This is a genomic window from Streptomyces sp. NBC_01485 (genome assembly GCF_036227125.1).
Classification (GTDB): Bacteria; Actinomycetota; Actinomycetes; order Streptomycetales; family Streptomycetaceae; genus Streptomyces.
Window position 1 is genome coordinate 5231160 of record NZ_CP109435.1, and the last position, 13075, is coordinate 5244234.

Annotated in this window: 14 protein-coding genes and 2 pseudogenes; 6 read left to right on the forward strand and 10 right to left on the reverse strand. The window is 73.5% G+C overall.

Annotation, left to right across the window (positions count from 1 at the left end; translation table 11 throughout):
* The first annotated feature begins 17 nt into the window (after nt 1–17).
* Complete coding sequence (locus OG352_RS23835) at nt 18–1304, forward strand: TIGR02679 family protein (protein ID WP_329219639.1); 1287 nt, start codon at nt 18–20, stop codon at nt 1302–1304.
* A gap of 37 nt (nt 1305–1341) precedes the next feature.
* Here OG352_RS23835 and OG352_RS23840 read toward each other — a convergent pair whose 3' ends face one another.
* Entirely contained in the window at nt 1342–2685 is a 1344-nt protein-coding gene (locus tag OG352_RS23840) for a hypothetical protein (protein WP_329223938.1), read from the reverse strand.
* Nucleotides 2686–2801: 116 nt separating this feature from the next.
* Here OG352_RS23840 and OG352_RS23845 point away from each other — a divergent pair, with 116 nt between their 5' ends.
* Both OG352_RS23845 and OG352_RS23850 read left to right on the forward strand, forming a co-directional pair.
* Nucleotides 2802–4112, forward strand: coding sequence for a molybdopterin-dependent oxidoreductase (locus OG352_RS23845; RefSeq protein WP_443072323.1), 1311 nt, complete (start codon nt 2802–2804; stop codon nt 4110–4112).
* Nucleotides 4112–4609 (forward strand): hypothetical protein, encoded by a 498-nt coding sequence (locus OG352_RS23850; protein ID WP_329219643.1) that lies wholly within the window; start codon nt 4112–4114, stop codon nt 4607–4609. The genes OG352_RS23845 and OG352_RS23850 overlap by 1 nt, the downstream gene beginning before the upstream one ends.
* A 182-nt stretch (nt 4610–4791) precedes the next feature.
* Here OG352_RS23850 and OG352_RS23855 read toward each other — a convergent pair.
* The 3 genes and pseudogenes from OG352_RS23855 to OG352_RS23865 form a co-directional block, all read right to left on the reverse strand.
* Nucleotides 4792–5301: pseudogene (locus OG352_RS23855) on the reverse strand (methyltransferase domain-containing protein); the annotation flags it as partial.
* Nucleotides 5298–5963, reverse strand: coding sequence for a TIGR04282 family arsenosugar biosynthesis glycosyltransferase (locus OG352_RS23860; RefSeq protein ID WP_329219644.1), 666 nt, complete (start codon nt 5961–5963; stop codon nt 5298–5300). The gene OG352_RS23860 and the pseudogene OG352_RS23855, both read right to left, overlap by 4 nt.
* Nucleotides 5960–6664 (reverse strand): glycosyltransferase family 2 protein, encoded by a 705-nt coding sequence (locus tag OG352_RS23865; RefSeq protein ID WP_329219645.1) that lies wholly within the window; start codon nt 6662–6664, stop codon nt 5960–5962. Before OG352_RS23865 ends, OG352_RS23860 begins: the two co-directional genes overlap by 4 nt.
* A gap of 123 nt (nt 6665–6787) precedes the next feature.
* Between OG352_RS23865 and OG352_RS23870 the strand changes: the two genes are divergently transcribed.
* A complete protein-coding gene (locus OG352_RS23870; RefSeq protein WP_329219647.1) occupies nt 6788–7624 on the forward strand; it encodes a response regulator transcription factor in 837 nt (278 codons plus the stop codon).
* A gap of 2 nt (nt 7625–7626) precedes the next feature.
* Nucleotides 7627–8739, forward strand: a complete 1113-nt coding sequence (locus OG352_RS23875; RefSeq protein ID WP_329219648.1) for a sensor histidine kinase — start codon at nt 7627–7629, stop codon at nt 8737–8739.
* Between the two features lie 34 nt (nt 8740–8773).
* On the opposite strand, the gene OG352_RS23880 is transcribed toward OG352_RS23875, so the two are convergent.
* Nucleotides 8774–9775, reverse strand: coding sequence for an NAD-dependent epimerase/dehydratase family protein (locus tag OG352_RS23880; protein ID WP_329219649.1), 1002 nt, complete (start codon nt 9773–9775; stop codon nt 8774–8776).
* Between the two features lie 145 nt (nt 9776–9920).
* Here OG352_RS23880 and OG352_RS23885 point away from each other — a divergent pair, with 145 nt between their 5' ends.
* Nucleotides 9921–10652: a flavodoxin family protein gene (locus tag OG352_RS23885; RefSeq protein ID WP_329219651.1), complete on the forward strand. Its 732-nt coding sequence runs from the start codon at nt 9921–9923 to the stop codon at nt 10650–10652.
* Nucleotides 10653–10701: 49 nt separating this feature from the next.
* Here the strand turns inward: OG352_RS23885 and OG352_RS23890 are convergent, their stop codons facing one another.
* The 5 genes and pseudogenes from OG352_RS23890 to OG352_RS23910 all read right to left on the reverse strand — a co-directional run bounded on the left by OG352_RS23890 (nt 10702) and on the right by OG352_RS23910 (nt 12981).
* The gene (locus tag OG352_RS23890) at nt 10702–10830 is read right to left on the reverse strand and encodes a hypothetical protein (RefSeq protein WP_443072533.1); all 129 of its coding nucleotides are present in this window, start codon (nt 10828–10830) and stop codon (nt 10702–10704) included.
* Nucleotides 10831–11099: 269 nt separating this feature from the next.
* Nucleotides 11100–11421: pseudogene (locus OG352_RS40055) on the reverse strand (hypothetical protein); the annotation flags it as partial.
* The gene (locus tag OG352_RS23900) at nt 11324–11749 is read right to left on the reverse strand and encodes a PIN domain-containing protein (RefSeq protein ID WP_329219653.1); all 426 of its coding nucleotides are present in this window, start codon (nt 11747–11749) and stop codon (nt 11324–11326) included. The pseudogene OG352_RS40055 and the gene OG352_RS23900, both read right to left, overlap by 98 nt.
* Complete coding sequence (locus OG352_RS23905; protein WP_329219654.1) at nt 11746–12024, reverse strand: CopG family transcriptional regulator; 279 nt, start codon at nt 12022–12024, stop codon at nt 11746–11748. Before OG352_RS23905 ends, OG352_RS23900 begins: the two co-directional genes overlap by 4 nt.
* A 63-nt stretch (nt 12025–12087) precedes the next feature.
* Nucleotides 12088–12981 (reverse strand): phosphorothioated DNA-binding restriction endonuclease, encoded by an 894-nt coding sequence (locus OG352_RS23910; protein WP_329219656.1) that lies wholly within the window; start codon nt 12979–12981, stop codon nt 12088–12090.
* Nucleotides 12982–13075 lie beyond the last annotated feature (94 nt).

Sequence of the window (13075 nt, forward strand, 5' to 3'; positions counted from 1 at the left end):
TTCGGAATATCCAGGACATGAGCGCCGCACCGATCCCCCCTCGCCTCCCCCCTCTGCTCCCCCCACACCTCACCGGGCCCCGCCTGCGCCCGCTCTGGCAGGCGGTGCACGACCGTCTCTCGTCAGGCCGCCCCGTCAGCGGGGTGCGCCTGGGCCCGCTGGACGACGACGAACGGGAAGCCCTGGCCGACCTCCTGGGCATGGACCGCCTGCCGGACCAGCGCCCGACCGTCCGCCTGACCAGGCTGGAGGACGCCGTGGCCGAGGCCGGCGGCGGCACCGTACGCGACCTGGTCACCCAGGTCATCGGCCCACTCGGCGACCGCGACGCCGAACGCCGTCGACGCGACGCCGAACGGTCGGCGCTGTGGTCCTGGCTGGCGTCCCACGACACGGTCCGGGCGGAGCCCGCGCTGACGGACTGGACCACGTACTGCCGAACCCAGGGCCTGGTGGACGGCTCCGTCACCCGCACCCGCGACCTCCTCTCCGCCGCCCTCGCCGTGCTCGCCGCGCTGCCCGCCGAGGGCGAGCCGCTGCCGGTGTTCGCCGCCCGCGTACGGCACGGCGACCCGCACGCCCTCGACGACGGCACCCGCCTGTCCTCCCTCGTCCTGCGGGCCCTGTCCACGCTCTACGGCACACCCGTGCCCGACCGTTCCCACGCGCGGCGCGAGCTGTGGTCCCGGGCCGGTGTCGCCGACGACGACCTGTCCACGACGGTCCTGGCCGCCGGACTCCGCCCGTCGGGCGAGGGCACGCTGAGCCGCCTGGGCCGCATCTGCTCCGACGCCGGCCACGCCGTGTCCCTCACCCTGGCCCAGGTGAGATCACCGGGCGAGTTCGGCTTCCCCGTCCGAGCCGTCCACATCACGGAGAACCCGAGCGTCCTCGCCCTGGCCCTGCGCCGCTTCGGCCCCCACTGCCCACCCCTCGTCTGCACCTCGGGCTGGCCCAACAGCGCCGCCGTCCGCCTCCTCCACCTCCTGGCCGCAGCGGGCGCGACACTCCACTACCACGGCGACTTCGACGGCGAGGGCATACGCATCGCAGCCCACGTCATGCACAAAACCCCCGCCGTCCCCTGGCGCATGACCACCCACGACTACCTCACCGCCGTCACCGACACCGCCCTCACCGACACCCCCCAGGGCCCCTCCCCGGGCCGCCTCACCGAGGCCCCATGGGACCCCACCCTCACCACGGCCATGGCGGCACACGGAAGAGCCGTCATGGAGGAAACGGTGACGGACACCCTCCTCGACGACCTGTCACGAGAAACGGGCTCACCCATGAGCGACTGACTGACAGGGAGTTCAGCCCCCTGCCCCCTGCCCACCGTCACCACCCGGTGCGCAGCAGATGGTTGAGGAGCAGCGCGAGCACCGCCTGTGCGGCGAGCCAGGCGCGGGGGCGGGTGAGGAACGCGCAGGACGGGAGCAGCCACATCGCGAAGGGCAGCCAGATGCGTTCCGTCTCGGCCTTGCTCATCCCGGACAGGTCGGCGGCCAGGAGGGCGAGGAGGGCGGCGGCCACGAGAAGGGCGAGGCGGACGCCGTCCCGTGCGCGGATCAGTGCCACGGCGCCGCCCCGCAGCCCCGCCGCCGTCGCCAGGCCCGTGATCAGCACCGTGCACGCGAGGTTGGCCCACACCCAGTAGCCGTACGGGCGCACCCCGCCCGCACCCTGGTAGTAGCGCGTGACGAGCAGCCGGTACGCCTCCCACCAGTCGAACCCGGCGAGCGTGAACGCCGTCGGCACGACGGCCAGCCCGGCGAGGAGGAGCACGAGCAGAACCGGCCGCTCCCGGACGTGGCGCCGGCCCAGCCACAGCACCGCCGCGCCGATGAGGGCGAAGAGCGTGAGGCCGTAGGAGAGGTAACAGGTGAGTCCGAACAGGAGGCCCGAGACGGCGGCCCACCCCGCCCACCGCCCGGTGACCGCGAGCGCCAGCAGCGCCACCGCCCACGCGGCGACCGCCGCGAAGTACGCGTCGGCCGACACCCCCATCCACACCGCCGCCGGGGCGAGCACGAGGAACGGCGCCGCCCGCCGCGCGAGCCGCTCCCCGGCCAGTGCCCGCACCGCGACCAGCACGGCCACGCACGCCGTCGCCCCGACGGTCACGCACCAGACTCCGGCCCAGCCGCCGCCCCGCAGCCCGACCCGGTCGAGCAGGACGAAGGTGAGGGTGGCCGCCGGCGGGTGACCGGCGACATGGGCGGGCCAGTTGCCGGGGGAGTCGAGAAGGATGTGGTGGGTGAAGTCCCGCAGGGCGCCGGGGATGTCGGCGAAGCGGGCGATGACCTGGAGGTATTCGTGGTGGGTGGTGAGCCGTCCGGCGACGCCCTGCTGCCAGCCGTCGATCAGGGCGAGGGAGAGGATCCAGGCGGTGGACGCGCCCCACGCCGTCGCGAGCAGGGCGCGCCAGGACAGGCGGGCGGCCAGGGCGGGGCCGTACGCCACGGTCGCGGCGGCCAGCAGGACGGCGGCCGGCGTACCCGGGCCCACGTGGGGGCCCCAGCTGCCGAGCAGCGGGGGCCAGTCGACGCGCAGGGTGTGGTGGGCGTGCTCGATGTGCCGGCCGACCAGCACGGCCGCCGTCACGAGCACGGCGGCGGCTCCGGCCGCGCACAGGTCGCGGCGGAGGGCGGGGCGGGAGTTGGGGTGGGGGTCGCGGGTGATGCCGTCGGCGTGCGGGGCGCGCGGCTCGGTGGAAAGCGGGGTGCGGGTCACAGCGGCACGCTAGGCCGGGCGAGGGGCCGCGGACCGCCGTCCGGGCCGGACGTCAGCGTTTCGTCATGGGTCGCGCACCCTTTCCCGGGGGTGCCCCGGCCTACCGTCGGGACATGCCCGCCCCCGCGCTCCCCACCTCGCCCGGTTTCTGGCGCAGCCCCCTGCGCGGCCCACGCTTCACCGCCGTGCTCGGCCTCGTCCTGCTCGTCGGCATCACCGCGCTGTTCGTGACGGGCCTGGTGTCGTACGCCGCCTACAACCCCGACCTGTCGCCGGTGAACGACCAGACCCCCGACAAGGGCGTCCTCGGCTTCTACCTCTTCGCCTGGCCGACGAACCCGCACTGGCTGTACCGGCTCACCCAGGGCGTCCACGTCACCCTCGGCGTCACCCTGATCCCCGTACTGCTGGCCAAGCTGTGGTCGGTGGTGCCGAAGCTGTTCGCCCTGCCGCCGGCCCGCTCGCTCGCCCACGCCCTGGAGCGGATCTCGCTGCTCCTGCTGGTCGGCGGCGGGTTGTTCGAGTTCGTGACCGGCGTCCTCAACATCCAGCTCGACTACGTCTTCCCCGGCTCCTTCTACCCCCTGCACTTCTACGGCGCCTGGGTGTTCTTCGCCGCGTTCGTCGCCCACGCCGTCCTGAAGACCCCGGCGGCGGTACGGAACGTGCGCCGACCGCGCGACGAGCAGACGAACGACCCGGACGACCTGGTCTCCCCGGACCCGGACGACCTGATCTCTCCGTCCCCGGACGCCCCGACCGTCTCCCGGCGCGGCGCCCTGTGGTTCGTCGGGGGCGGCTCGCTGCTGCTCTTCGCCACGACGGTCGGGCAGGGCTTCGACAGCCTGCGGCGCACCGCCCTCCTCGCACCGCACGGCGGAGCCGACCCCGGCACCGGCCCGAACGGCTTCCAGATCAACAAGACGGCGGCCTACGCCAGGATCGACCCGGCTCGGACGAGCGAGGACGCCTGGCGACTCGTCGTCACGGGACGCACGGGCACGGTCCGCCTCAGCCGCGCCGAGCTGGGGCAACTGCCCCTGCACAGTTCGGCGTTGCCCATCGCCTGCGTCGAGGGCTGGTCGACGTCCGACCAGTGGTGGCGGGGCGTACGCCTGCGGGACCTCGCCGCGCTCGTCGGCCACGAGGACGACCCGCCGGACGTGTTCGTCGAGTCCCTCCAGCTTCACGGCGCGTTCCGCCACGCCGCCCTGCGCGCCAACCAGGTCGCCGACCCACGTTCCCTGCTCGCCCTGTACGTCAACGGCGAGGCCCTGTCCCCGGATCACGGCTACCCGGCGCGCGTGATCGTTCCCGCCGCGCCCGGTGTGCTGAACACCAAGTGGGTGGCCCGGATGACGTTCGGAGCCCTGTGATGCGACCGCGACCGCGACCACGTCCGCGACCACGACTGCGGATCCCTGTCGGCAGCCCCTTCCAACTCCTCCTCCTCGCCGCCTCGTTCGCCCTCGCCGCCTACGCCGGCGTGCGCCTCCTCGCCGACGACTGGTTCGGCGTCGCGCTGTGGCTGGTGGGCGCCGCGCTGCTGCACGACCTCGTCCTGCTGCCCCTGTACGCGACGGCCGACCGGGCGGTCGTACGAGGGCTCGGAGCGGCCGGTCACCGGGAGTGGGCGATGTACGCGCGCGTACCGGCCGCCCTCTCGGGCCTGCTGCTGCTCGTGTGGTTCCCGCTGATCAGCGGGATGGTGGACCGGCGTTACCGGTCCGCCACCGGACTCTCGCCGGACGGCTTCCTCGCCCGCTGGCTGCTCATCACCGCCGTACTCTTCGCGGGCTCGGCACTGCTGCTCGCGCTGCTGACGCTGCGACTGCGCAGGGCGAGGAAGCGGCGGTCGCCCGCTGTCCACTGACGTACGGCGCTCCACCTCGCCGTGCCCGCGTACCGCAGCAGGGCCGGGGTGCCGAGCCGCGCCCAGGGGAAGACGCCCCCGGATCCACAGCTGTGGACGACGTCGACGACCTGCACCTCGGCACGCTCGTCGACGTCCACCGGCGCGGTCTCCGCGATCAGCAGGCCGCCCGGCGCGAGCAGCGCGCCCACCCGGTCCAGCAGGGCGCGCGGATCGCCGCCGATGCCGACGTTGCCGTCCATGAGCAGGACCGTCGCCCAGCGCCCTTCGCCGGGCAGCGGATCGAACACGGACCGCAGCAGTGCCTGCCCGCCCGACTCCCGGGTGCGGTTGACCGCCGCCCGGCTGACGTCGACGCCCAGGACGGGCCGGCCCCGGGCGGCGAGTTCGGCCACCAGCCTGCCGGGCCCGCAGCCCACGTCGAGCACGGCTCCCTCGCAACCGTCCAGGACCGCCAGGTCGGCCGCATCGGCGCGGGCGCACCAGCGCTCCACGTCCAGCGGCAGCAGCCAGCCGTCGGAGCGGCGCAGGAACAGCGGGCCCCGGCCGGCGCGCAGAGCGGCGGCGTACGGATCGGCGGCCGCCCAGTCGACGGCGACGCCCTCGGCGGAAGCGGTCCCGGCAGAAGTGGTCCCGGTGGTGAGGTCGTAGACGGATGCGGTCCCGGTGGTGAGCTCGTAGGCGGTGCTCATCGGCTCGCCGACGCACGGGCCGTCGCCGTCGTCGCAGCAGCAGCTTCCGCCGCTGCCGTCGCCGTACACCGGGCCAGCCGGTCGGCGAACCGGCTGTGCGGGGCCAGCGCGGCGACGGCCCGTGCGTCGGCGGCGGTGTCGACGTCGCGCAGGCACGGCAGGTCGCGTACCCGCAGCCCCGCGCGGACCAGCCGCGCGCGCTGCAGCGCTCCGGTGACCGGCGTCGACATGGGCACCCCCCGCAGCAGCGCGGGATCGGGCTCGGCCAGCCCGAGGGCCCAGAACCCGCCGTCCTCGGCCGGCCCGAAGTACGCGTCGCAGCCGGCGAAGTCCCCGGCGAGCAGCTCCGGTGTCACCTGCGGCGTGTCCATGCCGATGAGGAGGGCGGGCCCGTCGCACCGGGCGAAGGCGTCCGCGAGCCGTTCGTCGAGACCGCCCGCGCACTGCGGTACGACGTCGAAGCCGGGCGGCAGCCACGGGCCGGGGACGCCGTCCAGCACGAGAACGCGGCGGTCGGCGGGCGTGGCCGCCACGACCCGCAGGGTGTCGGCCAGCGACGCCTCCGCGAGCGCCGCCGCCTCCCGCGGGCTGAACGGCGGGGTGAGCCGGGTCTTCACGCGCCCCGGCAGCGGCTCCTTGGCGATGACGAGCAGGGTGGTCACCGTGCCGCCCCTTCGCGCGCCGGGGTCTCGCCCAGGACGCGGCTCATGTCCCGTACCGCCTGCCAGGTGCCGCGCCAGGTGCCCGTCACCTTGGATTCGCCGGAACGGGGCAGGTAGGGGACGTCGTGCTCGGTGATCCGCCAGCCCGCGTCGGCGGCGCGCACCACCATCTCCAGCGGGTAGCCGCTGCGCCGGTCGGTGAGGCCGAGGGCGAGCAGCGGTTCACGCCGGGCGGCCCGCAGCGGGCCGAGGTCGTGCAGGCGCAGGCCGGTGCGGCGGCGCAGCAGCTGGGCGAGTGCGAGGTTGCCGGCCCGGGCGTGCGCCGGCCACGCGCCCCGGCCGCGTGGCCGTCTGCGGCCCAGCACCAGGTCGGCGGCGCCCTCCCGAACCTCCCGCACGAACGGCACGAGCAGCGCCGGGTCGAGAGAGGCGTCGCAGTCGCAGAAGCACACGACGTCGGCGGTGGCGGCGCTCAGCCCGGCATGACAGGCGGCGCCGAAACCCCGCCGGGGCTCGTGGACGACGCTCGCCCCGAGCCCGCGCGCGATCTCCGCCGAGCCGTCGGTCGAGCCGTTGTCGACGACGAGGGCCCGCCAGCCGGCCGGGATGCGGGCCAGGACCCAGGGGAGCGCCTCGGCCTCGTTCAGACAGGGGAGCACGACATCTACATCTAGGTCCGTTACCTCTACGTCCGTGGTCACGGTCTCACCCTACGAACACGAATGGGGCATAACGGTCTTCGGCTCCTTACGAAACGCGGACGTCAAGGCCCGGGGAGCCCGCGGACGGGGCGCGGGAAGAGGGCGCGGTGCGAGGCTGGAGCCATGCAGCAGCCCTACGCGTCCCCGTCCCCGTCCCCGTCCTCGTCGACGGGGTCCGCCCGGGTCCTGGTGGTCGACGACGACCCCACGGTCGCGGAGGTCGTCGCCGGCTACCTGGGCCGGGCCGGATACGTCGTCGACCGGGCGGACGACGGCCCGACGGCCCTGACCCGGGCCGCCGCGCACTGGCCCGACCTGGTGGTGCTGGACCTGATGCTGCCCGGCATGGACGGCCTGGAGGTGTGCCGCCGGATGCGCGGGCAGCGGCAGGTGCCGGTCATCATGCTCACCGCGCGCGGCGACGAGGACGACCGCATCCTCGGCCTGGAGGTCGGCGCCGACGACTACGTCACCAAGCCGTTCAGCCCCCGCGAACTGGTCCTGCGGGTGGAGTCGGTCCTGCGCCGCACCCGGCCGCCGACCGGCATCCGCGTACTGACCGCCGACGGTCCGCGCGCCGGTGGTCTGAGCGCCGGTGGTCTGCGCGCCGGTGGTCTGGCCGTCGACTTCGCGGCCCGCCGCGCCACCCGCGACGGCGCCGAACTCGCCCTCACCCTGCGCGAGTTCGACCTCCTCGCCTTCTTCCTGCGGCACCCGGGGCGGGCGTTCGCCCGCGAGGACCTGATGCGCGAGGTGTGGGGCTGGGACTTCGGCGACCTGTCCACCGTCACGGTGCACGTGCGCCGCCTGCGCGGCAAGGTCGAGGACGACCCGGCCCGGCCCCGGCTGATCCAGACGGTGTGGGGTGTGGGCTACCGCTTCGACCCGGGCCCTGACCACGAGTCCGACCCCGTTCCTGACCACGACTCCGACCCCGTTCCTGACCCCGAGGGGGAGTGATCATGCGGGACACCCTCCTCATCGCCCTGTACGCCGCCGCCGGAGCCGGCGTCACCGGTCTCGCCGGAGCGGGTGCGCTCCGTCTCCTGCGGCGCCGTTCGCTCACCACCTCGCTCGCCGTGGTCGCCGCCGTCGGGGTCGTCGCCATGCTCGCGGGAACCCTCGCCGTCGCGTGGGCGATGTTCCTCTCGCCGCACGACCTGACCGTGGTCACCACGGTCGTGGCGATGGCGGCGGCCGCCTCCCTGGCCACCGCACTGCTGCTGGGACGCCGAGTCGTCGCCAGCAGCCGCGAACTCGCGGTCGCGGCCCGCTCGTTCGGCGACGACGGCGGCTTCACCGCACCCGACGGCCCGGCACCGGCCGAACTGGAGGAACTCGGCCGCGAGTTGGCGGCCACCAGCGCCAGACTCGCCGAATCCCGGGACCGCGAACGCGCGTTGGAGACCTCACGGCGCGAACTGGTCGCCTGGATCTCGCACGACCTGCGCACCCCGCTGGCCGGTCTGCGCGCCATGTCCGAGGCCCTGGAGGACGGGGTCGCCACTGACCCCGACCGCTACCTGAGGCAGATCCGCACCGAGGTCGAACGCCTCGACGCCATGGTCGGCGACCTCTTCGAACTCTCCCGCATCCACGCCGGCACCCTCCCCCTCACCCCTTCCCGCATCTCGCTCTACGACCTGATCGGCGACGCCCTCGCCGGCGCGGACCCGCTCGCCCGCGAGCACGGCGTACGGCTGGTCGGCGACCGGGTGGAGCCGGTCCCGGTGGAGGTCGACGGCAAGGAGATGAGCAGGGTCCTCGGAAACCTCCTGGTCAACGCGATCCGCCGGACCCCTGCCGACGGCACGGTGGCGGTCGCCGCCGAGCGCTCGCCGGAGGGCGTGACGGTGTCGGTGACGGACGGCTGCGGAGGCATCCCCGAGGAGGACCTCCCGCGCGTCTTCGACACCGGCTGGCGCGGCACCCACGCCCGTACGCCCCCGGCCGGCGCGGGCCTCGGCCTCGCCATCGTGCGCGGGATCGTCGAGGCGCACCAGGGCCGGGCCACCGTGCGCAACATCCCCGGCGGCTGCCGCTTCGAGGTGGTGCTGCCTACGGCGGCCTCATGAACGCGCGCGACACCACCCCCCATCCCCCACGTTCCTACGCCCTACGCATCCCGGTCAGCGCGAACTCCCGCACCCCCTCCTCGAAGCCGACCTCCGCCCGCCACCCCAGCTCCGCCCGCAGCCGGTCCGAGTCCGCCGTGATGTGCCGGACGTCGCCCAGCCGGTACTCGCCGGTGACGACGGGCTCGGGCCCGCCACACGCGTCGGCCAGCGCCCGCGCCATCTCCCCGACGGTGTGCGGCTCACCGCTGCCGGTGTTGTACGCCGTCAGCACCCCGCCCGGCATCCCCGCCTCCAGAGCGGTCACGTTGGCGGCGGCCACGTCCCGCACATGCACGAAGTCCCGCCGCTGCCGCCCGTCCTCGAAGACGCGCGGGGCCTCGCCCCGGGCCAGCGCGGACCGGAAGAACGAAGCCACACCGGCGTAAGGGGTGTCGCGGGGCATCCGGGGCCCGTACACGTTGTGGTAGCGCAACGACACCGCCGACCCGCCCGTCGACCGGGCCCAGGCCGCGGCCAGATGTTCCTGCGCGAGCTTGGTCGTGGCGTACACGTTGCGCGGATCGGCCGGCGCGTCCTCGCCGACCAGCCCGGCCCGGAGGTCCGCCCCGCACACCGGACACAACGGCTCGAAGCGCCCCGCGTCCAGGTCCCCGACGTCCCGCGGCCCCGGCCGCACCACCCCATGCCGCGGACACTCGTACCGCCCCTCCCCGTACACGACCATCGACCCGGCCAGCACGAGACGCCGCACCCCGGCCTCGGCCATGCCCGCAAGCAGGACCGCCGTCCCCAAGCAATTGCGGGAGACGTACTCCGCCGCATCGGCGACCCCGTCGCCAAGCCCCACCATCGCCGCCTGATGACAGACGGCGTCGACCCCGACGAGCGCCCGGCCGACGGCACCGGCATCGCGCACATCAGCGCCGGCATCCTCCCGCACGTCGAACACGACCCCCTCATGCCCACGCGCCCGGAGCGCGTCGACAACATGAGACCCCACAAACCCGGCACCGCCGGTGACCAGTACACGCATACGCCCACGCTAGGTCCGCGACCCCGCCCCGCCCGGTGACCCGCCCGGCATGTCATCACTCCGTAAGAAGGGGAAGGCGCGTCGGACCGGGACGAAGCGGATCCTCCGCGAGACGCTCCCTATGCCTTCAACAAGGGAGCCCGTCATGGCAGCGTCGCCCACCTCCGACGACCCGTACCGCTTCGAAGACCTCACCGCGCTCTACGTCAACTGCACCCTCAAACCGTCCCCGCAGCTCAGCCACACCCAGGGCCTGGTGGACAAGAGCCGCGCGATCATGGACGGGGCGGGGGTGACCACGGACGAGATCCGTGCCGTCGACCACGACATCGCAACCGGCGTCTACCCGGACATGACCGAGCACGGCTTCGCCACGGACGCCTGGCCCGCGCTCCAGGAGAAGGTGATGGCCGCCGACATCCTGGTCCTGGCCGGACCGATCTGGCTGGGCGACAACAGCTCGGTGACGAAGAAGGTCGTCGAGAGGCTCTACGGCTGCTCCGGCCTGCTCAACCCACAGGGCCAGTACGCCTATTACGGCCGCGTCGGCGGCTGCCTCATCACCGGCAACGAGGACGGCGTCAAGCACTGCGCCATGAACATCCTCTACAGCCTCCAGCACCTCGGCTACACCGTCCCGCCCCAGGCCGACGCCGGCTGGATCGGCCCCGCCGGCCCCGGCCCGTCCTACCTCGACCCGGGCTCCGGCGGCCCGGAGAACGACTTCACCAACCGCAACACCGCCTTCATGACCTGGAACCTCATGCACCTCGCGTCCCTCCTCAAACACTCCGGCGGCATCCCCGCCCACGGCAACCAACGCTCGAAGTGGGACGCGGGCTGCCACCTCGACGCCCCCAACCCGGACTACCGCTGACCGGCGTCCCCGGGGAGCCCATCACGCGGCCCTCCTACACCCTTCGACCTCAGAGTTCCTTGGCCGGCCGGCCCAGCAGCGGGGTGCCGATGACCGCGGTCCGGAGCATGCAGCGGTGTGCGGGATCGGCGCCGGTGAGCTCGCGGATGCGTCCGAGGCGGTACGTCAGGACCCGCACGCCCAGGAACAGGCGCCGGGGGACCGGGCCCGCCTTCCTCGTATGCGGCCGGGCTCTCGGCGACGGCGACCGCGTGGGCGTGGGAGAGGCACAGGCCGAAGCGTTCGGGGGTCTTCGAAGTTGAGCGGTGCGCGGGCACGCCGGGTCCCCGGTAGGTGAGGTGCGGGAATGTGACACTCCCGCACCGAAGTGTCACATTCCCTGTGCGGACCCCCCCCGGGCAGGCCCCGGGCAGGCCCCGGGCAGAGAGCCGCACCGCCCAAGTCCGAAGACCCGCGTTCGGCGAGGCGACCGAGGTCACTGCGGCCGTAGGGGAGGTCGTCGATGAACTCCCGGCGGGCGGCCTCTTCCTGGCGTACGGCGGCGTTGGGCGCGTTCGTAGCCCTCGACGAAGGCGTCCATCGTCTGGTGCACGGCGGCCAGGGCGCTGTCGGCCGAGTCGGAGACACGGGGCCAGGTCGCGCGGGCGGCGGCCAAGTGGGGCGCTGTCGGGTCACACCTTTTTGACGACGATCGTGTCCGGCACCAGCTTCTCCAGGTCGTCGACGTCCGAGGTGAAGACGGTGACCTGCCCCTTCTGCTGTCGCGCAATGACGGCGAGCACTGCGTCGATCGCGTATTCGTGGCCGTGCAACTTCGCGTCGGCCAGGAGCCGGCGTGCCCGGCGGGCCTCGTCCTTCCCGATGTCGGCGACCTGGAGCCTGGACAGTACCCAGTCCCAGCGCTGTTCGGTCGTTCTGCCGTCGTACGCCTCGACCAGGGTCATCGGCGACGTCACCACCTCGGCCTCCCCCCGCGCCGCGAGGTCGAGCCAGGCGATCATCTTCCGATCGCCGCGTACCGCGAGGGACAGGGCTTCACAGTCCAGTACGAAGACACGGAGCGGCCGCTGTCGGTGCTCACCGGCTCGCTTCTTCACGCGGCCTCTCCGGCGTTGTGCTTTCCGGTGGTGCGGCGCCGCTCGTGTTCGGCGTCGAGTTCCTCCAGCTCGTCGAGCGCTGCCGCGTGCTCGTCCTCAGTGACGGGGCCGTGTTCTTCCTGCAGCCAGTCGGCCAGTTCCCGGAGCCGGTCCCGGTCGCGCTTCAATCGCAGCGCCTCGGCGACGTACGCCGACAGGCCCCGCTCGGCCGCATCCGCGCGGATCTCGTCCAGGAGATCCTCGGGAATCGTCACGGTTACCTTCTTCGTCGCCATACAAGAGACCATACTCCCGGTATTGCACTCCTTACCAGTGGTCGCGCGATCGACGCTCGGCGATCAGGCGGCTGTGGCGGGGCGTGGGCTGCCGTGGAAGACCTGGCCGGTGTGCCAGGAGCGGTGGATCGCCGCGACGGGGCGGGCACCCGGTTGAGGTCCGATGAGCGGGCGACCGGCGAGCGCTATGACGTACTCGCGGGCGGCGGGGCTGTGGCCGACGAAGCGCGTCGAGACCAGGATGCGGTGGCCGTCGCCTATGCCGAGGACGCCCTTGTCGAAGAGCTTGTGGTGTAGCGAGCACAGGCACAGTCCGTTGTCGACGTCGTCGGGGCCGTCGAACGCCCACCAGCGCACATGCGCGGCCTCCAGACCGACCGGCACCGCGCCGATCCTGCCGTCGTAGCCGCAGAAGGCGCACCGGTACTCGTAGGCCGTCAGAACCTGCTCCCGCAGCCGCGGATCCCGCTGCCTCCGCACGACCGAGAGCTGTTCGGTCTTCACCGGCTGCAGTTCCAGGCCGACCGCTTCGCACAGCTCGCCGTGGAGTGAGGGCGGGAAGTTCAGGTCGAGCAGGACCCGTGCCATCCGGCCGAGCAGCGACGGCTCGCGCCGCAGCGCCGCCCGTAGTTCCGGCGCCAGCCGCCCTGCGGCTCCGGCTGCCCGCAGCTCCCGCACGCCACTGCCGGGACTGCCCTGTCCGTGGTCGGTGCGCACCTCCCACACGCCGTCGCTCACCAGATGGTGGAACGGGTAGGCGGGCGTCGTTCTGTTGGGCGGTCCGTACTCGGCCAGCAGCCGGCCGAGGTCGTCCTCCACCGCGCTGTACCGCAGGTCGCCATCGGCATCGTGCTGGAACCGGCCGAGGGCGTACAGGAACAGCAGCGGCTTGTGCGGAGCGCGGCTCCCGCTTCTGCTCCACTGCCTCAGCTTTGCGGTGCGCTCCAGCCAGTCCATGACCGGCGATCGTAGTGGTGCCTCGTCGAACAGCGATCTGCGCATGTGCGGGAAGGGCGAGGGCGTGGGCGTGGTCGCGGGGGACTCCCTGAGT